The sequence below is a fragment of the Novosphingobium aquiterrae genome, assembly GCF_042434435.1.
GTDB classification, from domain to species: Bacteria; Pseudomonadota; Alphaproteobacteria; order Sphingomonadales; family Sphingomonadaceae; genus Novosphingobium; species Novosphingobium aquiterrae.
The window spans coordinates 1100305-1125488 of record NZ_JBHLTL010000001.1 but is presented as its reverse complement, the minus strand read 5'-3'; the positions used below and the strand labels follow the sequence as shown (position 1 = coordinate 1125488).

Annotated in this window: 27 protein-coding genes; 5 read left to right on the top strand and 22 right to left on the bottom strand. The window is 66.9% G+C overall.

Annotated features, from left to right (window positions below; all coding sequences use genetic code 11):
* Nucleotides 1–4: 4 nt before the first annotated feature.
* From ACFFF7_RS05400 to ACFFF7_RS05375, 6 genes are read right to left on the bottom strand one after another with little or no spacing between them, the layout of a single operon-like run.
* Nucleotides 5–529, bottom strand: a complete 525-nt coding sequence (locus ACFFF7_RS05400) for a retropepsin-like aspartic protease family protein (RefSeq protein ID WP_379480332.1) — start codon at nucleotides 527–529, stop codon at nucleotides 5–7.
* Nucleotides 530–575: 46 nt separating this feature from the next.
* Nucleotides 576–1712, bottom strand: coding sequence for a flavodoxin-dependent (E)-4-hydroxy-3-methylbut-2-enyl-diphosphate synthase (ispG, locus tag ACFFF7_RS05395; RefSeq protein ID WP_379480331.1), 1137 nt, complete (start codon nucleotides 1710–1712; stop codon nucleotides 576–578).
* Between the two features lie 59 nt (nucleotides 1713–1771).
* Nucleotides 1772–2845: a transporter family protein gene (locus ACFFF7_RS05390; protein ID WP_379480330.1), complete on the bottom strand. Its 1074-nt coding sequence runs from the start codon at nucleotides 2843–2845 to the stop codon at nucleotides 1772–1774.
* A gap of 39 nt (nucleotides 2846–2884) precedes the next feature.
* Nucleotides 2885–3259 carry a hypothetical protein gene (locus ACFFF7_RS05385; protein ID WP_379480329.1) on the bottom strand — a complete coding sequence of 125 codons (375 nt, stop codon included), beginning with the start codon at nucleotides 3257–3259 and terminating at the stop codon, nucleotides 2885–2887.
* A gap of 30 nt (nucleotides 3260–3289) precedes the next feature.
* The gene (locus ACFFF7_RS05380) at nucleotides 3290–3814 is read right to left on the bottom strand and encodes a GNAT family N-acetyltransferase (protein ID WP_379480328.1); all 525 of its coding nucleotides are present in this window, start codon (nucleotides 3812–3814) and stop codon (nucleotides 3290–3292) included.
* Nucleotides 3811–4278 (bottom strand): GNAT family N-acetyltransferase, encoded by a 468-nt coding sequence (locus ACFFF7_RS05375; protein WP_379480327.1) that lies wholly within the window; start codon nucleotides 4276–4278, stop codon nucleotides 3811–3813. The genes ACFFF7_RS05380 and ACFFF7_RS05375 overlap by 4 nt, the downstream gene beginning before the upstream one ends.
* A 191-nt stretch (nucleotides 4279–4469) precedes the next feature.
* Between ACFFF7_RS05375 and ACFFF7_RS05370 the strand changes: the two genes are divergently transcribed.
* On the top strand, nucleotides 4470–4919 hold the full coding sequence (locus ACFFF7_RS05370) for a hypothetical protein (RefSeq protein WP_379480326.1): 450 nt from the start codon (nucleotides 4470–4472) through the stop codon (nucleotides 4917–4919).
* 25 nt (nucleotides 4920–4944) lie between these two features.
* On the opposite strand, the gene ACFFF7_RS05365 is transcribed toward ACFFF7_RS05370, so the two are convergent.
* From ACFFF7_RS05365 to crtI, 13 genes are all read right to left on the bottom strand, one after another.
* On the bottom strand, nucleotides 4945–5868 hold the full coding sequence (locus ACFFF7_RS05365) for an RDD family protein (protein WP_379480325.1): 924 nt from the start codon (nucleotides 5866–5868) through the stop codon (nucleotides 4945–4947).
* The gene (locus ACFFF7_RS05360) at nucleotides 5865–6923 is read right to left on the bottom strand and encodes a stage II sporulation protein M (RefSeq protein WP_379480324.1); all 1059 of its coding nucleotides are present in this window, start codon (nucleotides 6921–6923) and stop codon (nucleotides 5865–5867) included. The genes ACFFF7_RS05365 and ACFFF7_RS05360 overlap by 4 nt, the downstream gene beginning before the upstream one ends.
* Entirely contained in the window at nucleotides 6923–8266 is a 1344-nt protein-coding gene (locus ACFFF7_RS05355; RefSeq protein WP_379480323.1) for a DUF58 domain-containing protein, read from the bottom strand. The genes ACFFF7_RS05360 and ACFFF7_RS05355 overlap by 1 nt, the downstream gene beginning before the upstream one ends.
* A 9-nt stretch (nucleotides 8267–8275) precedes the next feature.
* Complete coding sequence (locus tag ACFFF7_RS05350) at nucleotides 8276–9247, bottom strand: AAA family ATPase (RefSeq protein ID WP_379480322.1); 972 nt, start codon at nucleotides 9245–9247, stop codon at nucleotides 8276–8278.
* A complete protein-coding gene (locus ACFFF7_RS05345) occupies nucleotides 9244–10554 on the bottom strand; it encodes a DUF4350 domain-containing protein (RefSeq protein ID WP_379480321.1) in 1311 nt (436 codons plus the stop codon). Before ACFFF7_RS05345 ends, ACFFF7_RS05350 begins: the two co-directional genes overlap by 4 nt.
* Nucleotides 10551–11213, bottom strand: a complete 663-nt coding sequence (locus ACFFF7_RS05340) for a hypothetical protein (RefSeq protein WP_379480320.1) — start codon at nucleotides 11211–11213, stop codon at nucleotides 10551–10553. The genes ACFFF7_RS05345 and ACFFF7_RS05340 overlap by 4 nt, the downstream gene beginning before the upstream one ends.
* Before the next feature lie 60 nt (nucleotides 11214–11273).
* Nucleotides 11274–12167 carry a prephenate dehydratase gene (locus ACFFF7_RS05335; protein WP_379480319.1) on the bottom strand — a complete coding sequence of 298 codons (894 nt, stop codon included), beginning with the start codon at nucleotides 12165–12167 and terminating at the stop codon, nucleotides 11274–11276.
* A 23-nt stretch (nucleotides 12168–12190) separates the two neighbouring features.
* Complete coding sequence (locus ACFFF7_RS05330) at nucleotides 12191–12724, bottom strand: GNAT family N-acetyltransferase (protein ID WP_379480318.1); 534 nt, start codon at nucleotides 12722–12724, stop codon at nucleotides 12191–12193.
* A 2-nt stretch (nucleotides 12725–12726) separates the two neighbouring features.
* Nucleotides 12727–14448: a gamma-glutamyltransferase gene (gene ggt / locus ACFFF7_RS05325; RefSeq protein WP_379480317.1), complete on the bottom strand. Its 1722-nt coding sequence runs from the start codon at nucleotides 14446–14448 to the stop codon at nucleotides 12727–12729.
* Between the two features lie 116 nt (nucleotides 14449–14564).
* A complete protein-coding gene (locus ACFFF7_RS05320; RefSeq protein ID WP_379480316.1) occupies nucleotides 14565–17249 on the bottom strand; it encodes a TonB-dependent receptor plug domain-containing protein in 2685 nt (894 codons plus the stop codon).
* 182 nt (nucleotides 17250–17431) lie between these two features.
* Nucleotides 17432–18013, bottom strand: a complete 582-nt coding sequence (locus tag ACFFF7_RS05315; RefSeq protein ID WP_379480315.1) for an LOG family protein — start codon at nucleotides 18011–18013, stop codon at nucleotides 17432–17434.
* Nucleotides 18010–18423, bottom strand: coding sequence for a hypothetical protein (locus ACFFF7_RS05310; RefSeq protein WP_379480314.1), 414 nt, complete (start codon nucleotides 18421–18423; stop codon nucleotides 18010–18012). Before ACFFF7_RS05310 ends, ACFFF7_RS05315 begins: the two co-directional genes overlap by 4 nt.
* Before the next feature lie 3 nt (nucleotides 18424–18426).
* The gene (gene crtI / locus ACFFF7_RS05305) at nucleotides 18427–19923 is read right to left on the bottom strand and encodes a phytoene desaturase family protein (RefSeq protein WP_379480313.1); all 1497 of its coding nucleotides are present in this window, start codon (nucleotides 19921–19923) and stop codon (nucleotides 18427–18429) included.
* Nucleotides 19924–20000: 77 nt separating this feature from the next.
* Between crtI and ACFFF7_RS05300 the strand changes: the two genes are divergently transcribed.
* Together ACFFF7_RS05300 and ACFFF7_RS05295 are read left to right on the top strand one after the other, a co-directional pair.
* Nucleotides 20001–20531, top strand: a complete 531-nt coding sequence (locus tag ACFFF7_RS05300) for a GNAT family N-acetyltransferase (RefSeq protein ID WP_379480312.1) — start codon at nucleotides 20001–20003, stop codon at nucleotides 20529–20531.
* Nucleotides 20528–21115: a DUF2585 domain-containing protein gene (locus ACFFF7_RS05295; protein ID WP_379480311.1), complete on the top strand. Its 588-nt coding sequence runs from the start codon at nucleotides 20528–20530 to the stop codon at nucleotides 21113–21115. Before ACFFF7_RS05300 ends, ACFFF7_RS05295 begins: the two co-directional genes overlap by 4 nt.
* Here ACFFF7_RS05295 and ACFFF7_RS05290 read toward each other — a convergent pair.
* Together ACFFF7_RS05290 and ACFFF7_RS05285 are read right to left on the bottom strand one after the other, a co-directional pair.
* The gene (locus ACFFF7_RS05290; RefSeq protein ID WP_379480310.1) at nucleotides 21112–21402 is read right to left on the bottom strand and encodes a transcriptional regulator; all 291 of its coding nucleotides are present in this window, start codon (nucleotides 21400–21402) and stop codon (nucleotides 21112–21114) included. The two genes, ACFFF7_RS05295 and ACFFF7_RS05290, sit on opposite strands and share 4 nt — an antisense overlap.
* Nucleotides 21399–21848, bottom strand: coding sequence for a hypothetical protein (locus ACFFF7_RS05285; protein ID WP_379480309.1), 450 nt, complete (start codon nucleotides 21846–21848; stop codon nucleotides 21399–21401). The genes ACFFF7_RS05290 and ACFFF7_RS05285 overlap by 4 nt, the downstream gene beginning before the upstream one ends.
* A gap of 205 nt (nucleotides 21849–22053) precedes the next feature.
* Between ACFFF7_RS05285 and ACFFF7_RS05280 the strand changes: the two genes are divergently transcribed.
* On the top strand, nucleotides 22054–23586 hold the full coding sequence (locus tag ACFFF7_RS05280; RefSeq protein ID WP_379480308.1) for a flavin-containing monooxygenase: 1533 nt from the start codon (nucleotides 22054–22056) through the stop codon (nucleotides 23584–23586).
* Here ACFFF7_RS05280 and ACFFF7_RS05275 read toward each other — a convergent pair.
* The gene (locus tag ACFFF7_RS05275; protein ID WP_379480307.1) at nucleotides 23541–24491 is read right to left on the bottom strand and encodes a LysR family transcriptional regulator; all 951 of its coding nucleotides are present in this window, start codon (nucleotides 24489–24491) and stop codon (nucleotides 23541–23543) included. The genes ACFFF7_RS05280 and ACFFF7_RS05275 overlap by 46 nt on opposite strands.
* A 121-nt stretch (nucleotides 24492–24612) precedes the next feature.
* Between ACFFF7_RS05275 and ACFFF7_RS05270 the strand changes: the two genes are divergently transcribed.
* Nucleotides 24613–25164, top strand: coding sequence for a carboxymuconolactone decarboxylase family protein (locus ACFFF7_RS05270; protein WP_379480306.1), 552 nt, complete (start codon nucleotides 24613–24615; stop codon nucleotides 25162–25164).
* Nucleotides 25165–25184 lie beyond the last annotated feature (20 nt).

Genomic DNA, 25184 nt, shown 5'->3' with positions numbered 1-25184 from the left:
GCGCCTAGCTAGGGCGGATCACCATCGAATCGCCCTGCAGCTCGACCCCGCCCATGCGGCGCAGCACCGACTGGCCCATCAGGTCGGTTTCCAGACCCTTCATCACCACGGCTTCGACCTGCTGGAACTTCTCGCCGCCGATCTCGACCGTGTCGAGCACGATTGGCGCGCCGTATCCGGTGCCCGAGGCGGTCTTCATCAGCGGCTGGAATTCATCCTCGGCCGGCAGGATCCGCAGCCGCTCGGCGGTGGCTTCGGTCAGGGCGACGACATCGGCGCCGGTATCGACCATGAAGCTGACATCCTCGTTGTCGATCGAGGCGGTGAGGCGGAACTGGCCGCTGCCGTCGCGCTGCAATACCATCACGTCGCTGTTGCCAGCGGGCTTCGCGCTCTTCTCGGTGCTGCGCAGCAGTTCTTCGGAAGTGATCGCCCCCGGCGGCGGTGGCGCGCTGGTCTGCAGGCGCGGCGCGAGCAGCGCAGTGATCGCGATCGAGGCCAGAGCAAAGGCGACAAGCCGGTTGAGCATGGCCCAACCCTAGCAAGCGAAAGTTACCGCAATCGAAATGCTCTACTCAGGCCGCCTTGCCGTGGCTTTCGTCCATCGAGATCGAGCGGCCGGCGTCGATTTCCGCCGCCTTCGCTTCGACCAGCCTGACGATGTGGGCGATCATCTCGGCGTCCTGGACGTGGTGGTCGGTTACGCCCGAAAGGTAGACCATGTGCTTGCCCTGGCCGCCGCCGGTGATGCCGATGTCGGTTTCGCGCGCTTCGCCCGGGCCGTTGACCACGCAGCCCAGCACCGACAGGCTCATCGGGGTGCGGATGTGCTGCAGCGCCTCTTCCAGCTTTTGCACGGTGCGGATCACGTCGAAGCCCTGGCGCGCGCAGCTGGGGCACGAGACGATGCGCACCCCGCGAGTGCGCAGGCCCAGCGACTTGAGGATTTCGTAGCCGACCCGCACTTCCTCTTCGGGCTCGGCCGAGAGCGAGACGCGGATGGTGTCGCCGATCCCGGCCCACAGCAGGTTGCCGATGCCGATGCTCGACTTGACGGTGCCGCCGATCAGCCCGCCGGCCTCGGTGATGCCCAGGTGCAGCGGGCAATCGACCGCTTCGGCCAGGCCCATGTAGGCGGCCACCGCCAGGAACACGTCGCTGGCCTTCACCGCCACCTTGTATTCGTGGAAATCGTGGTCCTGGAGCAGCTTGATATGATCGAGCGCGCTCTCGACCAGCGCCTCGGGGCAGGGCTCGCCGTATTTTTCGAGCAAGTCCTTTTCCAGGCTGCCGGCATTGACCCCGATGCGAATCGCGCAGCCGTTGGCCTTGGCCGCGCGGACCACTTCGGCGACGCGCTCGCTGCTGCCGATATTGCCCGGGTTGATACGCAGGCAGGCGGCGCCGGCATCGGCGGCTTCGAGCGCGCGCTTGTAGTGGAAATGGATGTCGGCGACGATCGGCACCGTGGCGGCGCGGACGATCTGGCCCAGCGCGGCGGTGCTTTCGACATCGGGGCAGGACACCCGGATGATATCCGCCCCGGCCTCTTCGCAGCGCCTGATCTGGGCGATCGTCGCCGCGGCGTCGCTGGTCAGGGTATTGGTCATGGTCTGGACCGTGATCGGCGCATCGCCGCCGACGGGCACGTTGCCGACCATGATCTGACGCGATTGACGACGCGCGATATCGCGCCAGGGACGAATGGACATGGCCGCGTCCATAGAGCAGCGCGGCGGACGGGGAAACCCCGCCCGCGCGTGCCTGTCCCTTAAAACATCACGCCGATCCCGGCGCTGGCACCCCAGCGCTTGGGCAGCTGGATGCCGTGCAGGTCCTGATAGACCGGCACATTGGCCTCCAGCCCCAATCGCAGCCGATCCCCCAGCATCACGTTGGCGCCCAGCCCGGCCTCAAGCTTTTGCCCGCCGTAATTGGCCTGGCGGTCGGCCGGCGCGGCGTGGTTGTGGCCGGAATTGTAATGGCCTTCGACCTTGCCTTCGCTGCTCCACGCCGCGCGGGCCGACAGCGACAGCCGCGGGGTGACCGGGGCGGACAGCCAGGTGGTGGCGGTAAACCGGTCGCCAAAGCGGAAGCCGGCGGCGTTCTTCTTCTCGGCGCGGAACAGATAGGCGACCTGCGCGCCCCAGCCGATTCCGCCGGCCAGGCCGTGCGCGGTGAGCGAGGGATTGAGGTCCCAGGTCCCCGATCCGCCCTGCATCATGTAGTGCAGGTAATTGCCGTCCTCGTCCTTGCGGCGCGCGTCACCGGTCGGGGCAGAGACCATCAACCCGGCGTGGAGCGACAGCGCCGGTCGCCGCGACAGCGAGACCAGCGCGCCCAGCTGGGTATCGCCGATCCCCTGCGCGGTGTGGCGCATCGTCTCGCCCACCGCCAGCGCGTGGTGACCGCCGTGCGCGACGCCGGGGGCGATCCCTTCCATCGTCATGTCCATCCGCATCCAGCTGGGCACCAGCATCAGCGTGACCCGGTCGCTAGGCGCCCACATCACGTGGAGCATGGCCATGTCCATGGTCATCGCCGTGGTCTTGGCGGTGTAGCCGGCGGCGACGATCGCGGCATCGCTGATCGGCGCGGTGCCGCGGCGGTTGGTGCCGCCATGACTGTCGTGCATCCAGGACAGCGCGACCATCACGTCGCCGGACTTGTGGACGTGGTCGGCCATCGTCCCGGCCGGGCCGTGGGCGTCGGGGCGAAAGCCCAGGGCGACGATTTCGTCGACCGCCATGACGGTATTGTCTGCGGCAGTATCCTGGGCCAGGGCGGGGGCGGCGCACAGCGCCAGAGACAGCGCCGCAGCGCTGCCCTTCAGTATCGATTTCATTGCAGTTCTCGCTTGATCGGGTGATTTAGAGACGGTGGATCAAGCGCGGTGCGGCGGCCCCCGGGCCGGTGGACGAGTGGCGCGCCAGGCCACCAGCCGGGCGGCGTGCGGCGCGGCAAAGGCCGGGACTTCAGGCCAGTGCCGGTCGTCGGGCAAGGCAATCGGTGGGGGCAGGTCGGCCGGTGCCGCACTGGCCACACCATAGGGGCAGGGATCGCGCGGCGTCTGCGGCGCGGTGCCCTTGCCAAGGTCGAGGCTCACCGCAACCGGCCCGGCGCCCGAACAGAGCATGATCTTGATTTCGCCGGCATGGGCCACCGGCATCCATCCGCTTGGCAAAGCCAGCCGCGCCAGCACGGCCAGGGCCAGCACCAGCAAGGCAGCTGAGGGGGGCAGGCGGCGCAGCGCAGTCATTGCGCGCTGCCCATAGCCGGGGCTGGCGGACTAGGGAAGCCGGCGCGCGAAGAGGAATTCGGGATCGACATGGCTGCCGACCGTAAAGGTGATGTCGGCGACCTTGGCGAAGCCATAGCGTTCGTAAAAGCGGTGCGCGCCGAAGTTTTCGGCGTAGACCGACAGCTGCACCTCGTCCGCGCCGCGCGCCGCGAACTGGTCCATTGCCCAGTCCATCAGCTTTGCCCCGATGCCCCGCCCGGTGCCCCCGGCGGCAGTGTAGAGCTGCTTCAGCTCCATCGTGTTCGTGCCCCGGGCCAGATCGGCGCGGCACGGCTTCAGGCCGATCTTGCAGAACCCGGCCAGCGCGCCGTCAACCTCGGCCAGGCAATAGATCTGTCCCGGGTCGGCAAAGTCCGCGGCGATGCCGTGTTCGGACAGGACCGCGTCCAGAAACGCATCGAGGTCACTCTGCGCATAAAGGTGCCCGAACTTGTCGACGAAGGCCGCGCGCGCCAGCTGCGACAGGGCGGGAATGTCGGCAACCGTCATGGCGCGCAAGGTTACCTGGCTCATAACATCCTCGTCATGCAGATCGAAAAGGGATCGTCAGTATAGCTGCCAAATGGCGGGCACGGGGCAAACCCATAGCTTTCGTAAAGCCGCCGCGCCGGGGCGAAGGCCTCTGGACGCCCGGTTTCCAGGCTGACCTGCCGGCACCCGCGCGCCCTGGCCACATCCAGCAAATGCTCGAGAATCGCGCGGCCCGCACCCTTGCCGCGATAGTCGGGATGGGCGCGCATCGATTTCAGCTCGGCATGACCCTGGTCCAGGTCCTTGATCGCCCCGCAGGCCGCCAGGCGCGCGCCGTCCCACGCCGCGAAAAACGCGACGTCTGCCGCACGCAGCCGCTCGATCGGCAGCGAATGGACGCTTTCGGGCGGCGACCACTGGTGCATCTCGTCCATGTGCAGGCGCAGCAGCGCGGCGATGTCCGCGCCGCTCAGATCGTCCTCGATGATGGTGTAGCGCCCGCCCATGCAGCGCATTTGCCGCGAAGCAGCACCGCTGACAAGGGTGCGAACGGACTCGGTTGACTCTTTGGTTAACAGGGCTAGCCTCCGCCCCCTTGCTGCCGGAAACGCAAGTTTTCCGGGTCGCCCGTCTCCAGCGCAAGGCGCAGGCCGTCTCCGGATCGTCCGGACCGGCTTTGCAACAGGAGGACTAACCAATGTTGACGCTCCGCAAGGCGGCCATTCTGGCCGCGTCGCTTTCGCTTGCCTGTGCCACGCCGGCATTTGCCGACGACGCCTATCCGGTCGAGCCTGGCGACTATGTCTCGGTCTCGATGATCTCGATCGATGACGGGCACGATCTCGACTACCTCAACTACCTGTCAGGACTGTGGCGGCGCAACCAGGACTATGCCAAGGCCCAGGGCTGGATTACCGGGTACGAGATCCTCTCCAACGATGACAAGCGCCCGGGCGAACCCGATCTCTATCTTGTCGTGCGGTTCAAGAACTTTGCCGATACCGCCGAAGGCAAGCGGCGTAGCGATCTGATGCGCGCGCAGATGAAGATGACCGACGCGGAGATGCAGGCCGCCTCGGCCGACCGCGCCAAGTACCGGCACCAGATGGGCTCGCAGCTGCTGCGTGCCCTGGTCTGGAAGAAATAAGCCGAAAGGCCGCGCCGGGGGCGGCTCAGGCCGTCCCCGTATTCTTGTCTGCCTTGCGCTTGCCCATCCGCATGCCGGCTTCCAGCCGCGCGCGCAGCTGGGTGTAATAGGCTTCCAGAAAAGCGCGCTCGTCTCCCGCGCCGGGGTTCCAGCCCAGCTTGCGGCAGATCGCGTCCTGGACCGCGGCCATCGCTTCGGGGCGACCCTCGCGCAGCACGCGTTCCAGCGTCTGCAGCTCGTACTCGCCATAGACCGCCAGCTCGGCATCGCTGAACTTGTAGACCGCGCCGGTGGTTGAACTGGCCCCGCGCAAGGCGGTGCCGCTGGTCGAAAGTGCCGCTTCCAGCTTGCGCTTGGGCGCTTCGATCACCCAGGTCCCGGCGATCAGGTCGCCCGCGCGCAGCCGGTCGCGGTTGAACATCGGCAGCAGCGCGAACAGCAGGAACCACAGCCCCGCCGCCAGCCCGGTATAGTCGGTGCCGTCGATCCCGCGCGCGCTGATCAGCAGTTGCAACGGCAGGAAGATCTCGATGTCGCGCAGCAGGTTGCGGGCCAGGACCATTTCCGCGGTCAGCCGCCCGCCGCTGCGCGCAGCAATGCGGATCCCGGTCATCCGCTTGCCCGGGGTGGCACCGCGCGGACCCAGCTCGAAGAACAGGAAATAGGCGTAACGGGTCAGCCAGATCACCACCAGCCACACGATCACCACAAATTGCGCCGCACCGGCATCGCCGCCCTTGCCGCCCCACAGCTTGACCCCGATCAGCCCGAGCACGATCGAGGAGACGATGATCGAGACGAAAATGATCGTCAGGTCGATCAGCAATGCCCCGAAGCGCGAACCGCGGCTGGCCAGCACGATCTGCAGAGCGATTCCTTCGGGGGTGACCAGCGTGCGGCGCCGGTCGGCGCGCTTGGCCCGGCCTTGCGGGATCACCGCGCCGCTCATGCCCCATCGCTCCCTTGCGGGGCGCGGCGGAAGGCGAATAAATAGACCAGCCAGAAGGCCAGCATGCCATAGCCGATGGCATAGCGCACCGGCGTAACCTCGATCAGCTGGCGGCCTAGCCCTTCGAGCAGCCCGGCGCAGATCAGCATCAGCACCACCCCGGCCATGACCACTGCGGCGCGCTGCCCGGCCTCGGCCGCGGCTTCCAGCAGCGAACGCTGGCCGGGAAAGGCCATCGAGCGCCCGACGTGGAGCCCGGCCGCGCCCGACAGCAGGATCGCCAGCAGTTCGGTGGTGCCGTGGATCGATAGCCAGCCGACGAATTCGTAAGTCAGCCCCTGGCTGTGGAACAGCCACAGCATCGCCCCCAGCGTCGCGGTGTTCTGGATCAGCAGCAGCAGCGGCGGCACCCCGAAGGCAAAGCCCAGGGCAAAGCACATGATCGCGATGCCGGCGTTGTGGCTGAACAGGAAGGTGGCGAAGACCGTCAGCCCGTCCTGCTTCGATCCGTCGAACAGGGTGGAGCGCAGCACCTCGCGGCTGGCACCTGGCACCCGCACGTCCATGAAATCGCTGGGGACCAGGCTGAAATACCAGTCCTGGTCACCGGCGACGAGCAGCCAGCCGACCACCGCCCCGGCCACCATCAGCGCCAGCGAGGCCAGCACTTCGGGCCACAGCGCGCGGACCGAACGGCTCCATTCGCCGCCGAAGAAGCGCCGCAGCCAGCCCCACAGCGTCACCCGCGGGCCATAGACCTGGAACCAGGCGCGCTGGACCAGCGTTTCGAGATAGCCGAGCGTCGCCGCGTCGAGCGAGGTTTCGCGCGCGACCGACAGGCTGGAGGCGACGGTCCTATACAGCACCGGCAAGGCCAGCACATCGCCGTCGGACAAGCGCCGGGTGCGGCCGGTTTCCATCCGCTGGACGATGTCCTCCAGCCGGATCCAGTCGCCCTCGCGTTCCTGCCGGAAGCGGTCGGAACGCAGCGCCGCCGCCTCGACTGCGGCATCGCTCGCGCTGGGCTTGCCCCCGAAGATTCCGAGCAGCGCCATCAGCCAATCGCCCCCTTGCGCTTGATCGCCATGTAGCTGTCGATCAGCCGCATCCCGATCTTGTCGTGCGGCGCCTCGATCACGTCGACCCCCAGCTGGCGCAGCCGCGACAGCACCAGCGCGCGCTGGCGCAGCAGGGCATCGGCGGTGGCGGCCATGGCCAGGCTCTGCATGTCGGCGGGCGGGCGGGTCGCCAGTTCATCGAGCTCGGCATCGGCCATGGTCACGAACAGCACCAGATGGCGCTGGGTCAGCCGGCCGATCGATTCGATCATCAGCTGCGCGCTGGTCGGATCGGTGAAGTCGGAGAAGACCACGATCAGGCTGCGCCGCTGCAGCCGCCCGGCCAGCGTCGCCAGCGCCAGGGTGAAATTGGGTTCCTGGGCATGATAGTCGAGCGCCGCCGCCGCGCCCTGCAATCGGTGGAAATCGCGCGCATCGGCGACGAACGGGGTGAACACCTCGGGCCGCGCGGCAAAGCCGAACAGCGCCGCCCGGTCCCCGCCTTTCAGCGCGACATAGGCGGTGGCCAGCGCGGCCGAAACCGCACGGTCGATCCGCGCCATGCCTGCCACCGGCTCGCACATCGCCTGGCCGCAATCGAAGGCGAAGACGATCTGGTTGTTGCGCTCGGCCTCCATTTCCTTGGCGTAAAGGTGGGCGTGGCGCGCGCTGGCCTTCCAGTCGATCCGGCGGCGGTCCATCCCCGGCTGGTATTCGGCGAGCGCCTCGAACATCGTCCCTTCGCCGCGGATCCGCCGCGCGATCAGGCCGAACTGCGCATCCTTGAGATAGGCCTGCAACGTCGGCGAGCGGGTCAGCGAGAGGTTGGGCAGCACCCGCACCGCCTGGTCGAGCGTCCGCGCCACCTGCCGCGCGCCAAGGCCGAGCGGCCCGGCCCAGCGCAGCCAGACATGCTCCAGCGTGCCGGTGCCGCGGCGGCTGGGGACATAGGCCAGCGCGCCCTGCCAGCTATTGCGATCGAGCGGGTCGAGCGTGCGTTCGGCCCGCCCGCCGGGCAGCAACCGCGCGTCGCTGGATACTGCGGCGGAGACGCTGCTGCGCCGGCCCCCGGCGAAGGCGGCAGCGATGCGGAAGGTTTCATCGTGGCCGACCTCGACATCGCGCGGCGCGGTCACTGCCAGGTCGGTGGCGCGTCCGGCCAGTGCGGCGTCGAGCAGGATCAGCCCCAGCACCACCGCGCCGATCAGCGGGGCGATCACCCACGCCTCGGGCGCGAGCGCGGCGATCAGCACCGCCACCGGTGCCGCGACAACGACCAGCGCCGCGGCGCGGGCCGTCGGCACCACGCGGGCGCGCAGACGGGTGGGGGTGGTTGCCATCGGTGGTGCTTACCGCGGCGCTTCGGTGGCTTCGACCAGGTCGGCGACCAGCGCCTCGACCTGCTTGCCCTCGATTTCGGCCGCGGGGGAAAGCAGCAGGCGGTGGCGCAGGACCGATCCGGCGAGCGCCTTGACATCGTCGGGCAGGACAAAGTCGCGCCCGTCAAGCGCGGCGCGGGCGCGGGCGGCATTGGCCAGCAGCACCGCCGCGCGCGGGCTTGCCCCCGAAGCCAGATCGGCGCTGTCGCGGGTGGCGCGGATCAGCCGCACGACATAGTCGGTGACATTGTCGGCCAGGGTCACGCCCTTCACCGCAGCGGCTGCCGCCGCGATCGTCCCAGCGTCGGTGACCGCGCCCAGGCCCAGGTCGGCGGGGCGCTGCGGCCCGGCGCGCTGGCCGAAGGTGGTGACGATCCGCGCCTCTTCCTCGAGGCTGGGATAGGCGACCAGCACCTTGAACAGAAAGCGGTCGAGCTGGGCTTCGGGCAAGGGATAGACCCCCTGGCTCTCGATCGGGTTCTGCGTCGCCACCACCAGGAAATTGGCCGGCAGGGCGTGGGCGGTACCGTCCAGCGTGACGCGGCGTTCCTGCATCGCTTCCAGCAGCGCCGCCTGGGTCTTGGGCGGGGTGCGGTTGATTTCGTCGGCCAGGAGCAGTTCGCAGAAAATCGGTCCGCGGCTGAGGGTGAACTGGCTGGTCTGGAAATTGAACAGGTTCGATCCCAGAATGTCGCCCGGCATCAGGTCCGGGGTGAACTGGATCCGCCCGAAATCGAGCCCGACGGCGGTGGCAAAGCACTGCGCCAGAAAGGTCTTGGCGGTGCCCGGCGGGCCTTCGAGCAGGACGTGGCCCTGCGCGAACAGCGCGATCAGCAGGGCATCGATCACCGCAGTCTGGCCGACCACGGCCTTGCCCACTTCGGCGCGGATCGCCTGGCCCAGGGTGCCGACCTCGTCCAGGGTCAGTTGGGAAGCGCTCATTTGGTCAGGGTCCTTTCCAGCAGGTGGAGTGTGCGCGCGGCGCGCAGCATGTCGATCGGGCGGCGCGCGGTGCGCAGCGCGGCGGCAGTGGCAGAGAAAGCGGGCGATTGCGGATCGCGGGTTACCAGCGCGCGGTCGATCGCGGCTTCGGCATCGCTGCCGCTCAGCCGCGCGGGCAGCGCCAGCGCGCGGGTCAGCCGATCTCGCGCGGCATCGGCATAGGGCCCGCCGATCAGATGCATGCGGCGGGTGCGGCGGATCAGGCCGGCGGCGTTGGAAACCAGCGCACGCTTGCCGAAAGCCAGCGCGCGAGTGCCCAGCAAGGGCGGACCGAAGCGGTTGAAGGCGCGCCAGCCCAGCACCAGCGCGGCCAGCATCAGGCACAGAGTCGCGGCCAGGAACGGCGGCTCGAACGCCAGGGTCAGCAAGCTGCGCGATCGGCCCAGGCCGTTGAGCGTCAGGTCGAAGACCACGCGCCTGTCATCGCCTTCGATCGCGGCAGCCAGGAGTCTTTCGCCCAGCAGGGCATTGGTCGGGTTCGCCAGACCATAGTTGTCGATCAGGTCGGGATCGAAGATAAACACCACAGGATAGTCGCCGTGGGTCTCGTCCTCGTCCACTTCGGGTTCCGCACGGGTCGCCATGTCGCGCAGGCCCGGATAGTCGCCGCCATCGGCAACATAGGCGGCCAGGACCTGTCCGCTCTCCGCCGTCTCAACCAACGGAACCAGCCTTGGCCCGCTGCCCGAGAGGATCACGCCAGGTGCCGGCATGGGCCCGGCCAGGCCCGCCCCGACCCATCCGCTGGTGATCTGGCGGGGGCGCTTGCGGTCGAGCGAAAGGGTGATGTCGTCGTAGAAGCCCTTCCAGCTGGCGACCAGCGGCTGGCCCAGCTCGACCCAGCCTTCCTTGACGTCCGGGCGAGTGCGCGGCAGGCGGAACGCGCCCCATTTGGGCAGGACAACAATCGTCGGGCCAAAGCTGCGATGGCGCTGGACGATCCGGCTGAGTTCTGCGGTGTCGGTATAGGCCGGCGGGGTCAGCACCAGCGTGCCCGGCTGGTGCAGCGCGCCGGGGGACTTGGCCAGGGCCACCGGGTAGCCGCGCTTGCCGATGTACTGGGCAAAGGCGGCATAGCCGGTCAGGCCTTTTGCAGCGGCATGGGCGCCGCCGTTGTTGGCCTTGCGCTCGCTCATCCCCGAACCGATCATCCACAGCACCAGCAGGAACAGCGCGATCCCGCCGGCCACCAGCGCCAGCGCCATGCGCGGCGAAAACGGCCCGGTGCTGCGTCCAGCGTCGCTCATGACGCGGTTCCGTGGGGCAATTGCTGCAAGGCGAAGTCGGCATAGGCGGCGCGCGCTGCCTGCCAGTCGGTCAGGTCGAGGCTGCGCAGCGCGAACAGGCTGCGTTCGACCCGGCCCGCGATCACCGCAAAGGCTTGCCGCGCCGCGCCGGGCAGGGCAGGGATTGCGGCGATCTCGCGCGCGGTGGTGGCGCGCTGGACCCAGTCGGGCCGGGCACTGGCGATCTGGCCAACACTGCGCTGCAGCAGCAGGTGCGCCGCCTCGTCATAGCGGCCCTCGGCCGCCAGCCGGTCGGCATCTTCAAGCAGCGCCAGCGCCGCGTCGCGGTCAGGCGTCCAGCCGGGATCGACCGGATCCGGTGCCGGGGCGAGCCGCTCACGCCAGGGCTCGCTCAGCCGCCACGCGGCGTAGAGCACCAGCGCCGCGGCAAGGCCTATCAGCACCCATTGCAGCACCGGCCACGACATGCCCAGCGCCCTGCCGATCGGCTCCAGCAGGCCGCGCAGGAACTTCAGCCAGGCCGGGTCGACCTGTGGCGGCACCTGCAGCGGCGGCAGCGGGGCGTACTGGATCGTCGGATCGGCGTGCACCGCCTGCCAGTCACGCGCGGCATCCTGGGCGGCTTGAGCACCTTGAATGGCCGGGGCGGTCAGTATCACGATCGATGTGATCGCACGGCAGGCCTTGCCCCGCAAGTAACGGTTATGACGAACAAAGACCTAACCGCGCGCGCGTTCCTGCGGATAGGTGCCAAGTACGCGCAGTTCCTTGCTGTGAAACGCCAGTTCCTCAATCGCGCGGTCGACCGCGGGATCGCCGGGGGCGCCGAGGATGTCGGCGTAGAACGTTGTCGCGGCAAAGCTGGCGCCCTTCTGATAGCTTTCCAGCTTGGTCATGTTGACCCCGTTGGTGGCGAAACCGCCCATCGCCTTGTACAGCGCGGCGGGGATATTCTTCACCTCGAAGACGAAGGTGGTCATCGCCGGCTGGCCGGCCAGCGCGGCGGGATCGAGCGCCTCGCGCGCCAGCACGACGAAACGGGTCATGTTATCGGCGGCGTCCTCGACATTGTCCGCGATGATCTTCAGGCCATAGAGCTCGGCCGCGATCCTGGGCGCGATTGCAGCGATGGTCGTATCCCCGCTCTCGGCCACGAAGGCCGCGGCCCCGGCGGTGTCGGCATAGGCCAGCGGGACGATCCCGCGCTGGCGCAGAAACTGGCGCGACTGGCCCAGCGCCTGGGGATGCGAATAGGCTGCGGTGAACGGGCCGTCACCAAGCGCCATCAGCGCGTGGCGGATCGGCATGAAATGCTCACCGACGATGTGCAGCCCGCTTTCGGGTAGCAGGAAATGGATATCGGCGACGCGCCCGTGCTGCGAGTTCTCGATCGGGATCACCGCCCGCGCGGCGCGTCCGTCCTTGACCGCATCGAGCGCGTCTTCGAAGCTGAAGCAGGGCAGCGGCAGGCAGTCCGCATCCCATTCCTGCGCGGCGCGGTGGCCGTTGCAGCCGGGTGCACCCTGAAAGCTGATCGCGCGGGCGGGATCGGCGGCGGCGGCGGCGACCATCTGCTCGACACGGGCGAGCGCGGGGGCGGGGTAGGAATGCATGATCGGTCCTGTTTTCGCGCGGCCTATAGCGGCTTTTCCATGCGCAGCAACGGCACCTGGACTCCGTCGATCGGGGCGGAGAGCACCTCTTCCACCCCGACATAGCCCGCCGCCTGGTACAGCGGCACCCCGGCCATGGTGCCCATCAGCTCGACCCGGGCAAAACCGGCGTCCTTCGCCGCGCCTTCGCACAGCGCCAGCACCAGCTTGCCGATCCCGCGCCGCACGAACGCCGGGTCGGTGTACATCGCGCGGACCTTGGCCGCATCGCTGGCCGGATTCAGCCGCGCCGGCTCGCGCGCGACGACGCTGTCGTCCCCGCCATAAAGCGTGGCGCGGTACGACCAGCCGCCGCACCCGGCCAGCTTGCCGTCTTCCTCGACCAGAAAATAGGTCCGGTCCTTCACCAGCTGGGTGTCGAGCCCCATCACCTTGTGGCTGGCACGGACCTGTTCGGGGCTGAGGAAGCCGTCCTGCAGATGCTCGATCGCGCGGGTCATCAGCGCATTCAATGCGGGCAAGTCTTCTTCAGTTGCCAGGCGGTGAGTCAGCGCCATCGTCAGAACCCTTGCGCGGTCCCGGTCGGCAGGCGCGGATCGATCGCGCCGTACAGCGTCGCCGTGCCGATCGGCTTGGCCCCCACGCCTGGGGTGCCGACCAGGATCACCGCGATCTGGTTCCAGTAATCCATCTGCTCCAGCTTGTGGCCCTTGGCGACCAGCGCGGCGCGAGTATCGGCGGACAGCGCATCGCCTTCGTGAAAGATCACGTCGGGCAGCCATTGGGCGTGGATCCGCGGGGCGTTGACCGCATCGCTGAGCTGCATCTTGTGGTCGATGACATTGACCATCACTTGCAGCACCCCGGTCGGGATATGGCTGCCGCCCGGCGTGCCGACGACCATGAACAGCTTGCCATCTTTGGTGACGATGGTCGGGGTCATCGACGAGAGCGGCCGCTTGCCCGGCGCGACGGCGTTGTTGGGCCCTTCGATCAGCCCGTACATGTTGGGCTCGCCCGGCTTGGCGGCGAAATCGTCCATCTCGTCGTTGAGCAGGATCCCGGTCCCCGCCGCGGTGACCCGCGCCCCGAACCAGTCGTTGAGGGTATAGGTCAGCGAGACGGCATTGCCGGCCTTGTCGACGATCGAGAAATGGGTGGTCGACTTGCCTTCCTTGCCGTTGCCCGGCGCGCGCAGGCTGTCCGAAGGCGTGGCGCGGTCCAGGCTGATCCCGGCGCGCAGTTCCTGGGCATAGGCCTTGCTGGTGAAGCGGCTGGTATCGAAAGGCACGAAATCGGGATCGCCGAGGTTGAGGTTGCGGTCGCGGTACGCGCGGCGCAGCGCCTCGGTCGTGACATGGACCGCGCTGGAGGCATGGAAGCCCATCGCGCCCAGGTCATAGCCTTCGAGCACGTTCAAGGTTTCGCACAGCACCACCCCGCCCGAGCTGGGCGGCGGGGCAGAGATCACGTGATAGCCGCGATAGTCGCATTCGATCGGCTTGCGCTCCACCGCCTTGTAGGCGGCAAAATCCGCGGAGGTCATGATCCCGCCGCCGGCGCGGTTGGCGGCAGCGATGCGGGCGGCAAGCGGGCCTTTGTAGAACGCTGCACCGCCGCCCCTGGCGACGGCGGCCAGGGTGCGGGCGAGATCGGTCTGGACGAGACGCTGCCCGGCCTGCCACGGCTTACCGCGGTTGAGGAAGATCGCCGCGCTGGCCGGGTCCTTGGCGAAATCGGCCGCGCCTTCGGACAGGAAGGCGGCATCGTTGGCGTCGAGAACGAAGCCCTTGGCGGCCAGATCGATCGCCGGGGCCATCAGCTCGGCGCGCGGGCGGCTGCCGTACTTGCCCAGCGCCAATTCCAGCCCGGCAACCGTGCCGGGAATGCCCGCGGCAAGGTGGCCGCGGGTGCTCTTCTCGGGGATCAGCTTGCCGCTGGCATCCTGGTACATCGTTGCCGTGGCCGCCGCAGGGGCGGTCTCGCGAAAGTCGATGAAGGCGGTGCGGCCATCGGCCATGCGCACCGTCATGAAGCCGCCGCCGCCGATATTGCCGGCTTCGGGATAGGTCACCGCCAGGGCATAGGCGACGGTCACCGCGGCATCGACGGCATTGCCGCCGCGCTTCAGCACCGCCAGCCCGGCGTCGGTGGCGAGGCGGTGGGCGCTGACCACCATGCCGCTGGACGATGCCGAAGGCTGGGGTGACGCAGCGAGGATGGGCGTGGCCGTCAGGGCCACCGATACCAGCAGGCCAAGTCCTTTGCGCAGCGCGTTCATCGTCATCTCCCCCTGGGTTGCTCGTTTTTTCCTCGCCTTTGGCAGTGGCACAAAAGAATGGGGCGGGGAAGCCTGTGCCTCCCCGCCCCGATCTGTCTCGGACTGTCAGGCCGCGATCAATACTTGACCTTCAGGCGGGCGTACCAGAACCCGCCGTTGAAGCCGAAAGGTCCGCCCATACGCGGGTAGACCTGGCCGTCGGCCGTGCTGTTGGTCAGCGTGAAGATCGGATTGTCAGCGGTTGCCTTGATCCGGTCAGGATAGGTGTCGAACAGATTGTTCGCACCCACTGCCAGGGTGAAGTGATCCATGAAGGTATAACTCACTTCGGCATCGGCCGTGACCTTCGCACCGAACGTCTGGCCCGGATAGTCAGTCTCGGCGCGCCAGCTGCTGTAGTAGTGGCCAGCCAGGTTGAGCCCGAAGTCGCCCATGGTCCAACCCGCTGTCAGGTTAAGCCGGTGGTGCGGTGCCAGGTTCTTGATCACATCGATCTGCTCGGGGCTGATCGTGCCGGCAACCGACCGCTTCACGGTGTTTTCATTGTAATTGTAGGCCAGCGTCAGGTTGAGCTTTCCGTCAGCCAGGTCGGTCCGGTAGGTGCCGACCACGTCGATGCCCCGGGTCGAGGTATCAAGCGCGTTGGTAAAGTAGTTGACGTCGCCGCCATCGCCCACCGAGGCTAGTTCCGGCAAGGCAGTGATGTCACCCGGAGTCACGGTATAGGTCTGCGAGATGAAGATCCGGTCACGCACCTGGATCGAGTACAGGTCGATCGTCAGGTTGATGTTGCTGGTCGGCTCGAGCACCAGGCCAACACCGTAGTTGGTCGACTTTTCCGGCTTGAGCGGGATCGCGCCATAGTATTGCGCGATGGCGCTGGTCACCGGAAAGGTGCCGGTCTGGATAGCGTTGCCGGCCCGGAAGTTGGTGGTCAGCACCTGGGTGTTGTTCTGGCCAGGCGACGGCGCATGGAAGCCGGTACCGATCGTGCCGCGCAGAGCGATCTGCGGGGTCGCGTGCCAGATCGCGTTGACCTTGCTCACCACGGCTTCACCGAAGCTGTCGTAATGTTCAAGGCGGGCGGCAAGGCCCATCGACAGCGTATCGGTCAAGTCGCCTTCGAGGCCGATATAGGCGCCATAGCTGCTTTCATGGCTGGTTCCGGCATAGACCGGGCTGGTCCCGCCGTAACCGCTGGCTGCGGGCGACCTGGCACGGGTGCAGACCGCGCCGGGGTCCGAACAGTTGGTGCTGGTCCCGACCAAGGCATACACGCCAGGTGACGTCTGGGTGTAGAGCGGTCGTGACAGGGCAAAGGGCCCTGCCGCATAAGACTGCACATCGCCTTCGGTGCTGGTGTAGGTTTCGCGGCGGTATTCGAGACCGCCCGAAACAGTCAGCGGGCTGGCCAGCCCGGCATCCAGTTCATAGGTCAGGTCGAGGTTGGCGTTGAATTCCTTCTGGATCAGCTTGCCGAACTGGAACGCGGTTTGCGACTGCGGCCCGTACGAGAAGTTGATCGAGTTATACATCGACAGGTCGAGCTGATTGCGGCTGAGCGACGCGGACAGGTCATAGTTGAGCTTGCCCATGTCGCCCTTGATGCCCGCCACGCCAAATGCCTGGTCGGTCTTGCCGACGAAGCGCGGGGTGAAGCCGGCCGGATACAGCGTGTTGAGATTGAACACGTTGGTATCCTGGACCACGCCGCCGGCAAGGCAGGTGGCACTGCCGGTCGGGCAGTTGGTCAGGTAATAGGGGAAGTTGAAGTTCGCGTTGCCGCTGACCGAAACCGGAACCGGGCCTGCGCCGCTGTCGCGCTGCAGGGTAACCGAACCGGGGTAATAGGGGCGGTAGTTGAAGCTCTGGTCCGCCTTGGCATGGGCAAAGTTGCCGAAAGCATAGAACTTGGCGGAATCGCTCAGTTCGTACTCGGCGTTGACCACGGCTTTCCAGCCCCAGCCCGGAGAACTGCCCCAGATCTGCGCGGGCAGCGGATAGTGCGGCAGCTGGCTGGCCAGGCTCGGGAAATTGGTCGCGAGGGCAGCAGCGATCGGGCGGGTTTCGCCGCGGCTGGTCTGGCCATCGTCATCGTATTCGCCGGTGACGTTGATGAAGCCGCGATCGCCGATCTTGGTGCCGACATTGGCAGCGATCTGGTAGCTTTCGCCGTCACCCTTGTAATACTGGCCATAACGGGCGACCATTTCGATCCCGGCATCGTCGCGCAGGCCATAGTTGAGCACGCCGGCGATCGCGTCCGACCCGTACTGGGCGGTCGCGCCGTCGCGCAGCACTTCAAGGCTCTTGAAGGCCAGAGTCGGCAGCGAGCTGAGGTCGGAGCCGTGCGAACCGAACGACAGCCCGGTATCGCCGCCGACATAGACCTGGACCAGCGCCGAGCGGTTGAAGCGCTTGCCGTTGAGCATGACCAGCACCTGATCCGACGGCAGGCCGCGCAGCGAGGGTGCGCGCACGAAGGTCGAGGCGTCGGAAATCGAGTTCTGGCCGACGTAGAATGACGGCACGATGTTCTTGACCGCGTCGATCATGTTCGCGGTCGGCTGCGAGGTCAGCTCTGCAGCGCCGATGACGTCGACCGGCGAGGCGGAATCGGTTTGCGTGCGGTCGGTACGGCGGGTGCCGATGACCACGATCGAAGGTTCGTCGCTCTTGGCTTCGTCGGTCGCTGCGGTTTGCGCAAAGGCCGGGGTGGCGAGGAAGAAGGACATGGCGGTTGCGGTGGCAGTGGCGGCAAGTGCGGCACTACGTCCGCGCCGGATGGCGGATGATCGCATGAATATGCTCCGTCTTATGGTTTCTTTTGGGCATCGCCGGCGAAAACTCCCCCCGCCGGTCGTGCTGGGCAGAGAGGCTATTGCTTCATTGCGCAAAGGCAAGCCGCCCGGTCATTTCGTATCTCGAATTGCAACCTATTGTGACATTTTTGCAATCGTGGGCAATGGCGGTTTCGTGGGGCTTACAGCGTGCTGGCATCCATACCGAAGATCGGCTGGTGCGGCTCGTGTGCCGCCATGCGGGTCAGCAGCAGGTCAAGTTCGGCTTCGTGGATGATGATCCCCTGATGCGCCGGGCGGATGAACCCGACCGCGATCATGTGCGCGTTAAAGGCGATCAGGTGGTCATAGAAGCCGAAGGCGTTGAGCAGGCCAACCGGCTTGGCATGATAGCCCAGCTGCGCCCAGCTGACCGCTTCCCACAGCTCGTCCATCGTGCCCACACCGCCGGGAATGGTCAGGAAACCATCGGACAAGGCGGTGAAGGCCGCCTTGCGTTCATGCATGTCCTTCACCACGCGCAGTTCGGTGCAATCGTGATTGGCGACTTCACCGGCGACCAGAGCTTCGGGGATCACCCCGATGACTTCGCCTCCGCCGGCCAATGCGCCGCTGGCCACAGCGCCCATCAGGCCCAGCCGCCCGCCGCCATAGACCACGCCGATCCCGCGCCGGGCCAGCTCGGCCCCGACATCGCGTGCAAGATCGACATAGCGCGGATCGGCGGGGGTGGCGGACCCGCAGTAGACGGCCAGGCGCTTCATGGCCGGCGCCGCTGCAGCGCGCAGGCGGCCTGGAGCAGCTTGCGCTCGAAGCTGCCCGGACGCGTGACGGTAAAGGCGCGCGCGGCGTTGGGCGCGACCACCTGATTGCGGCTGCCGTCCTTGCCAATCGAAAAGACGTTCCACTGGCGATAGCTGTTCTGGTCGCAGCGGAACTGCATCAGCCCATCGGCGGCGACCTGTCCGGAAATCAGCCGCGGATCGGGCGCGCTTTGCGTCATCACCCGCGCCATCACCACCGTGCCCTCGCGCAGGCGCAGTTCGACCGCAGAAGCATCGTCGATCAGGTAGCGCGTATGCCCCGGCGTCTCGAACACCAGGACCGGCCTGGCCTGGGCCAGGGCCGGCAGGCCGAGCGCCAGAAGGGCAGTGAAAAGGCGGACGTGATTCACTGGCTACTCCGTCAGTATCATCGTGGTTGCCGCCTTGGCGCTGGACAGCGCCCCCGGCAACCCGCCGCCCGGTGCGGCAGCGGCGCCGGCGAAATAGAGGTTGCCCAGCCCTTTGTCACGCAGCGGGTGAAAGGCGCGGGCGTGCCACAGCGGCTGGGCCGCCAGACCGAAGCCGCTGCCCTGTGCGGCGTTGAAGTCCAGCGCCAGATCGCGCGGGGTGATGTGATGCGCGGTGATCAGCCGGTCGCGGATGTCGGGCACCAGACGCCGACCGATCTCGGCCAGCACGCGCTGTTCCAGCAGCGGGCCGATCGCCTCCCAGTCGATCGGCAGCCTGGCCAGGTTGGCGACCGGAACCTGGGCGCGGAACACGCTTTTGCCTGGCGGGGCCAGGCTGGGATCGGTCAGGCTGGGGTGGCACAGCCAGATCAGCTGGTCCTGCGGCAGCACCCCGTGGATGGTGATGTCCTCGATCAGTGCGCGAAACCGCGGGCCGAACAGGGCCATCGAATGGGGAATGCCCGGCCAGGTCCCTTCCAGTGCAAAGTGCACGGTGAACAGGCCCGGGGCGTGGGGCTGGCGGCGGGTTCGCGCTGCCATTTCCTCGCCCCGGCGGGTTTCGGCCAGCAGGTCGCGCCAGGTGTGGTCGCGGTCGGCAGTGCTGATCAGCACATCGCAGCGCGACTTCCAGCCGCCCTGGGTCTCGATCTCGTGCACGCGGTTGCCAAGGGTGTGAACGCGGCAAACCGGATCGCCCAACCGGACTGTTCCGCCCAGTTGTTCGAAACGCTTTTGCAGCGCTGCTGCCAGTGCAGCAAACCCGCCTTGGGGCCACCACAGGCCGGCGCGCATCCGCGCGGTGTCGGCGGCCATCAACGCGGAAACGGCCAGTGGATTGGCACCCTGCTGCAAGGCGCCGACCGCCAGCACCTCGCGCAGCCGCTCGTCGTGGACATGCGCGCAGATCAGCGACCATAGCGAGCGCCAGGCCTGGGCGCGGGCCAGTTGCGACATCATCCCGCTCAACGCGCGCAGGTCGGTGAACGGCTCTGGCCCGGGACGGCTGCGGAAATCGGCCAGAATGGACCGGCTTAGCCGCTGGTATTCCTCATGCCCGGCCAGATCGCCCGGGGCCAACCGCGCCACTTCGCGAGTCAGTTCGGCTTCGTCGGCATGAAGATCGAACGTGGTCCCGTCTGGCCACGAATGGCGCCGCAGCGGCGTGACCGGATAGAGCGCGATATCGTGTTCGACCGCCGTGCCGCTCAGCGCCCAAAGCTCCTCCAGCGCGGAACGGTCCGACAGCGCCTCGGGTCCGCCGCAGAATCGGAACGGTGCCTCGCTGTCGCATCCGGCGCGGCCGCCCGGCGCGTCGCGGGCTTCGACCACGACCGTTTCGATGCCCCCGGCCTGCAGCCGGATCGCTGCCGCAAGCCCGCCCAGTCCCGCGCCGATCACAACGGCGCGGCGGGATCCCGGCAGGCTGGCTGAGGCACGCATCGGTGGGAATTCTACCCGTGCGGCAGGGGGATGCAACGGCCTTGCTAGGCGCGCCAAATTCGGCATGATGAAACGGCATGCAGATCGCGCCCGCCCGCCCCTCCGACGCCCCCGCGATGGCCGAAATCTATGCCCATCACGTCCTGCACGGCACCGCGACATACGAAACGGTGCCGCCGACGAACCAGGAGATGGCGGGCCGCCTGGCCCGGATCAGCACGGCGGGTTGGCCCTGGCTGGTTGCCTGTGACGACGCCGGCGCAATGCTGGGCTATGCCTATGCCAGCCAGTTTCGCGACCGGCCGGCCTATCGCTTCGCCTGCGAGAATTCGATCTATATCCGCCATAATTGCCGCGGCCAGGGTATCGGCAAGGCCTTGCTGCTGGCCTTGATGGAGGCGGCCCGCACCTGCGGGTTTCGCCAGATGATTGCGGTGATCGGCGGCGCCGAACCGGCCTCGGTCGCGCTCCACGCCGCTTGCGGCTTTATCCATGCCGGGCGGCTGCAGGCGATCGGGCGCAAGCAGGGGCGCTGGCTCGACAATGTTTACATGCAGGCCGCGCTGGGCGAGGGTGCGGCAACTGCTCCGGGGGTGGAACCGCAATGACCAGTCTGATGCCCGACCGTCGCGGCGCGCTTGCCGCGCTGGGCGTGGCGCTTGCCACAGGTGCGGTCCTGCTCGCCATGGGCCGCACCGCGATCTGCAAGTGCGGCGTCGTGCGGCTGTGGTGGGGCACGGTCCAGTCCGCTGAAAACAGCCAGCAACTATCCGACTGGTACAGCGCCAGCCACCTGATCCACGGGCTGCTGTTCTACTTCTTCGCGCATCTGCTGTGGCGGCGCTGGAAGCTGCTGGGCGGGCGCCCGGTGCGCTGGGCGCTGCCGATTGCGGTGGTGTTCGAAGCGTTCTGGGAATTGCTCGAAAACTCGCCGCTGATTATCGACCGCTACCGCGCGGTAACGGTCAGCTTCGGCTACGAAGGCGACAGCGTGCTCAATTCGCTGTCCGACATCGGCTTCATGGTGCTGGGCTTCTGGCTGGCGAGCAAGCTGCCGGTCTGGGCCAGCGTCGCGCTCGCGCTGTTTCTCGAATTGTTCACGCTGTACTTCATCCGCGACAACCTGACGCTCAACGTGCTGATGCTGGTCTGGCCGCTCGAAGCGGTGCGGCAGTGGCAGGCAGCGGGCTAGGTCACCCCCGCGGCGAGCGCCTGCAGCGCCGCCAGGTGGCCCTTGAACGCGGCCGCGCCTTTGGCCGTCAGCGCCGCCCAGGTCCGCTGGCGTCCGTCCAGCGGGGCCTTCTTCAAGGTGACGTAGCCCGCCTCGACCAGGGCTGAGAGATGTTTTGACATCACCGAATCCGCGACACCGGTAATGTCGCGCAGCTTGCCGAATTCGGCTTCGCTGACCTTGGCCAGGATCGCGGCGATCTGCAGCCGGGTAGGGGGATGCAGCACCATGTCGAGCGCGCCGCTCATGCAGCGCCTCCGGCGCGCAGCTCGGCCAGATAGACCCGCTGCCACAACACGCTGACGCCGGTGCCGATGACGAACGACAGGCCTACCGCGATCAGCCCCGCTGGCGTCAAGAACGCGGTGCCCTGTCCGCGCCGCGCCATGAAGATCAGCGCCAGCAGGACCACGAACAGCCCGCCCGACAGCGGCAGGGTCCGACCCAGCCGCCAGCCGTTGACGAAGGTGCCGGTGCGGCGCCGGTCGCTGCGCACCAGCCACACCGTGGCCGCCATCGAAAGCACGAACAGCGGGACGAACCACGCTCGCGGCACGGCATTGGCCGCGACCAGCGCCGCCATCACCGCGCCGAAGGCGGCGTGGCGCCACGGCGGGCAATCCATCGCCCGGGCCAGCTGCACGCGGGCATCGTGCACCGTATCAAGTGCCTTCAAGGCCTCGTTGCGGTCCATTCCAGATCTCCATAATTTTCCATATTGGAAAGTGATAGGCGTCACTTTCCGATTCGGCAAGTGAAAACTTTCCACTTTGGAAAATGATGAGAGCCCCCTGCAATTCGCTGATCGCTGCTCAGTTTGACGCTGGTCAATTACCCGCTTCACAAATCCCGCGATCAGGCGTTTAATCGAGCAATTAAGAATCGGAGAGGAAACGCCCATGAGCGCTGCAGCCACCCCATCCGCCGCCCCGGCAAACGCGAATCATTTCGATGTGCTGATCGTCGGCGCCGGGATTTCCGGGATCGGTTCGGCCTGGCACTTGCAGGACCAGTGCCCGGGCAAGAGCTATGCCGTACTCGAAATGAAGGACACCTTCGGCGGGACCTGGGAAACCCACAAGTACCCGGGGATCCGTTCGGACAGCGATCTCTATACCTTCGGTTACCGCTTCAAGCCGTGGGTCGGCACGCCGATCGCTTCGGCCGAGGCGATCCTGACCTACATGCGCGAAGTCATCGAGGAAAACGGGATCGACAAGCACATCCGCTATGGCCACCGCATCGTAGCCTCCAGCTGGGACAGCAAGACCAGCCTGTGGACGGTAACCGCGCAGACCAAGGACGGCGCCGAACATATCTTCACCTGCAACTTCCTGTGGATGTGCCAGGGCTATTACGATCACGAGACTCCCTACTTGCCCGAATGGCCCGGCATGGACCGGTTCAAGGGCACGCTCGTCCACGCCCAGCTGTGGGATCCGAAGATCGACTACGCCGGCAAGCGCGTGCTGGTGATCGGCTCGGGTGCGACCGCGGCGACGGTGGTCCCCGCCTTTGCCGAAAAGGCCGCGCACGTGACCATGCTGCAGCGCAGCCCGACCTATTTCTTCGCCGCGCCCAACCAGAACGAGTTGGCCGACAAGCTGCGCTCGGGCGGGATCGACGAGCCGACCATCCACCGCGTCGTCCGCGCCCAGATCATGTACGATCAGGACCTGCTGTGCCGCCGCTGCGTGGACGAACCCGATGCCGTCGTTGCCGAGCTGCAGGAAGCGATCAAGGCCTATACCGGGCCCGACTTCAAGTTCGAACCCGACTTCACCCCGAAGTATCGCATCTGGCAGCAGCGCCTGGCCTTCGTGCCCGATGGCGACATGTTCCAGGCAGTGGCGGCGGGCAAGGCCAGCGTGGTTACCGACACGATCGAGACCTTCACCGAGAAGGGCGTGCTGACCAGTTCGGGCAAGGAGATCGAGGCCGATATCATCGTGCCCTGCACCGGTTTCCACCTTTCGGTCATGGGCAAGATCCCGTTCAGCGTCGATGGCCGCGCGGTCGACTGGGCAGAGACCCTGACCTATCGCGGGATGATGTTCACCGGGGTGCCCAACCTGGCCCACGTGTTCGGTTATTTCCGCGCCAGCTGGACGCTGCGGGTCGACATGCTGGGCGATTTCGTCACCCGGCTGCTCAAGCACATGGACGAATTGCACGTCAGCAAGGTCGAAGTGACCACGCGCGACGAGGATCACAACATGCCGCGCCTGCCGTGGATCGAAGCAGAGAACTTCAATCCCAACTATCTGATGCGCGACATCGACAAGATGCCCAAGCGCGGCGACAAGCCCGAATGGCGCCACAACCAGGATTACTGGGCCGAAAAGAACGAATTCCCGGCGATCGACCTTGACGGCAGCGAGTTCCTCTATGACGGGGTGCGCGCCGGGCGAAAGGTTGCCGAACCGGCCTGACCCTTCAGCGACGCGCGCAGGCGCGGCGCGGCAAAATCGAGGAACGCCCTGAGCTTGAGCGGCAGGATCGGTCCACCGGTGTGAAGCAGATGGACCGGGATCGGATCGGGTTCGAAGTCCGGCAGGACAATCTGCAGCTGTCCCGCATCGAGCGCCCGGACCGCCTGATAACGCAACACGCGGACAATGCCGGTTCCGGCAATTGCCGCCGCCAGCGCGGCACTGGCGGTATTGACCCGCAGGCGCGGCTGGATCGGCACCGCCAGCGGCGCTTTGGCGCTGCCAAAACGCCAGGTCTCGCTTGACCACAGTGTGCTCGAATGCCCCTCGAAGAGGATGCAGCGGTGCCCGGCAAGGTCGGCCGGGGTCTGCGGCGTGCCGTGCCGGGCCAGATAGGCCGGGCTGGCGCAGGTGATCCAGCCGGTCTCGCCAAGCCGCTGGGCGACCATGCTGCTGTCGGGCAAGGTACCGACCCGGATCGCGGCATCGATGTGATCGTCGAGGATGTTCGCGACCGTATCCGACAGGATCAGCCGGACGGTGATTTCGGGATAGGCCTCAAGGAAATCCAGCACCACCGGCTCGACGTGGACCTGCCCGAACATCACTGATGCCGCGAGCGTCAGATGACCGCGCGGGACGCGGTACTCGCTGGCCGCGGCGCGCTCGGCTTCATCGATTTCGTCGAGGATCCGCCGGCACGCCGTGACATAGGCCTGGCCCACTTCGGTCAGGATCAACTTGCGGCTGGTCCGGATCAGAACCTGCGCACGCAAATGGGCCTCAAGTTCGGAAACCTTCCGGCTCATCGTGGCAAGCGGCATGCCAAGCTTGCGCGACGCGGCCGAAAGGCTGCCCTCGTCAACGGCCGCCAGCAGGGCCTTCATGGCATCGATCCGGTCCAAGTAATCTTCCGTTATCTGAGAGGGTAGCTCCAGACCTTACAGGCTAATCCTCAAAAAGAGAAAGGACTATTTCCCTTTCACCGGACGAACCCCCGCCCCGGAAAATGAAAGGCAACTGACCATGTCCCGCATTCCCACTCCCGCTACCGTCGCCGATGCGCCAGAAAAGTCGCAGCCGCTGCTTGGCGCGGTTCAGGCCCAGCTCGGCTCTGTCCCCAACATGTTCCGCCTGATCGCCAATAGCCCGCAGGCGCTCGAAGGATACCTCGGCATGTCCGGTGCGCTGGGCAAGGGCGTACTGCCAGCCGCGACGCGCGAGCGGATCGCGCTGGCCGTCGCCCAAGCCAACGGCTGCAACTACTGCCTCTCGGCCCACGCCTATCTCGGCAAGAACCTTGCCAAGCTGGATGACGCCGAAATCGCCGCCAACCGCAGCGGCGCCTCCAACGATCCCAAGGCCGATGCCGCGGTGCGCTTTGCCGCCAAGGTCGTCGCGCTGCGCGGCCACATCGCCGAAGCCGATTTCGCCGCGGTCCGGGCCGCCGGCTACAGCGACGCGCAGATCGTCGAAATTGTCCAGCACGTCGCGCTGAACACCTGGACCAACTACTTCAACGAAGTGTTCCAGACCGCTATCGACTTTCCGGCCGTAGAAGCCCGCAAGGCGGCCTGACAGGATGCGGGTGCCGGCCA

Bases quoted from the DNA above. Each gene is read 5' to 3' on its own strand.
- ACFFF7_RS05400 (WP_379480332.1), bottom strand. From the start codon at position 529: ATGCTCAACCGGCTTGTCGCCTTTGCTCTGGCCTCGATCGCGATCACT.
- ispG (WP_379480331.1), bottom strand. From the start codon at position 1,712: ATGTCCATTCGTCCCTGGCGCGATATCGCGCGTCGTCAATCGCGTCAG.
- ACFFF7_RS05390 (WP_379480330.1), bottom strand. From the start codon at position 2,845: ATGAAATCGATACTGAAGGGCAGCGCTGCGGCGCTGTCTCTGGCGCTG.
- ACFFF7_RS05385 (WP_379480329.1), bottom strand. From the start codon at position 3,259: ATGACTGCGCTGCGCCGCCTGCCCCCCTCAGCTGCCTTGCTGGTGCTG.
- ACFFF7_RS05380 (WP_379480328.1), bottom strand. From the start codon at position 3,814: ATGAGCCAGGTAACCTTGCGCGCCATGACGGTTGCCGACATTCCCGCC.
- ACFFF7_RS05375 (WP_379480327.1), bottom strand. From the start codon at position 4,278: ATGGGCGGGCGCTACACCATCATCGAGGACGATCTGAGCGGCGCGGAC.
- ACFFF7_RS05370 (WP_379480326.1), top strand. From the start codon at position 4,470: ATGTTGACGCTCCGCAAGGCGGCCATTCTGGCCGCGTCGCTTTCGCTT.
- ACFFF7_RS05365 (WP_379480325.1), bottom strand. From the start codon at position 5,868: ATGAGCGGCGCGGTGATCCCGCAAGGCCGGGCCAAGCGCGCCGACCGG.
- ACFFF7_RS05360 (WP_379480324.1), bottom strand. From the start codon at position 6,923: ATGGCGCTGCTCGGAATCTTCGGGGGCAAGCCCAGCGCGAGCGATGCC.
- ACFFF7_RS05355 (WP_379480323.1), bottom strand. From the start codon at position 8,266: ATGGCAACCACCCCCACCCGTCTGCGCGCCCGCGTGGTGCCGACGGCC.
- ACFFF7_RS05350 (WP_379480322.1), bottom strand. From the start codon at position 9,247: ATGAGCGCTTCCCAACTGACCCTGGACGAGGTCGGCACCCTGGGCCAG.
- ACFFF7_RS05345 (WP_379480321.1), bottom strand. From the start codon at position 10,554: ATGAGCGACGCTGGACGCAGCACCGGGCCGTTTTCGCCGCGCATGGCG.
- ACFFF7_RS05335 (WP_379480319.1), bottom strand. From the start codon at position 12,167: ATGCATTCCTACCCCGCCCCCGCGCTCGCCCGTGTCGAGCAGATGGTC.
- ACFFF7_RS05330 (WP_379480318.1), bottom strand. From the start codon at position 12,724: ATGGCGCTGACTCACCGCCTGGCAACTGAAGAAGACTTGCCCGCATTG.
- ggt (WP_379480317.1), bottom strand. From the start codon at position 14,448: ATGAACGCGCTGCGCAAAGGACTTGGCCTGCTGGTATCGGTGGCCCTG.
- ACFFF7_RS05320 (WP_379480316.1), bottom strand. From the start codon at position 17,249: ATGCGATCATCCGCCATCCGGCGCGGACGTAGTGCCGCACTTGCCGCC.
- ACFFF7_RS05315 (WP_379480315.1), bottom strand. From the start codon at position 18,013: ATGAAGCGCCTGGCCGTCTACTGCGGGTCCGCCACCCCCGCCGATCCG.
- crtI (WP_379480313.1), bottom strand. From the start codon at position 19,923: ATGCGTGCCTCAGCCAGCCTGCCGGGATCCCGCCGCGCCGTTGTGATC.
- ACFFF7_RS05300 (WP_379480312.1), top strand. From the start codon at position 20,001: ATGCAGATCGCGCCCGCCCGCCCCTCCGACGCCCCCGCGATGGCCGAA.
- ACFFF7_RS05295 (WP_379480311.1), top strand. From the start codon at position 20,528: ATGACCAGTCTGATGCCCGACCGTCGCGGCGCGCTTGCCGCGCTGGGC.
- ACFFF7_RS05290 (WP_379480310.1), bottom strand. From the start codon at position 21,402: ATGAGCGGCGCGCTCGACATGGTGCTGCATCCCCCTACCCGGCTGCAG.
- ACFFF7_RS05285 (WP_379480309.1), bottom strand. From the start codon at position 21,848: ATGGACCGCAACGAGGCCTTGAAGGCACTTGATACGGTGCACGATGCC.
- ACFFF7_RS05280 (WP_379480308.1), top strand. From the start codon at position 22,054: ATGAGCGCTGCAGCCACCCCATCCGCCGCCCCGGCAAACGCGAATCAT.
- ACFFF7_RS05270 (WP_379480306.1), top strand. From the start codon at position 24,613: ATGTCCCGCATTCCCACTCCCGCTACCGTCGCCGATGCGCCAGAAAAG.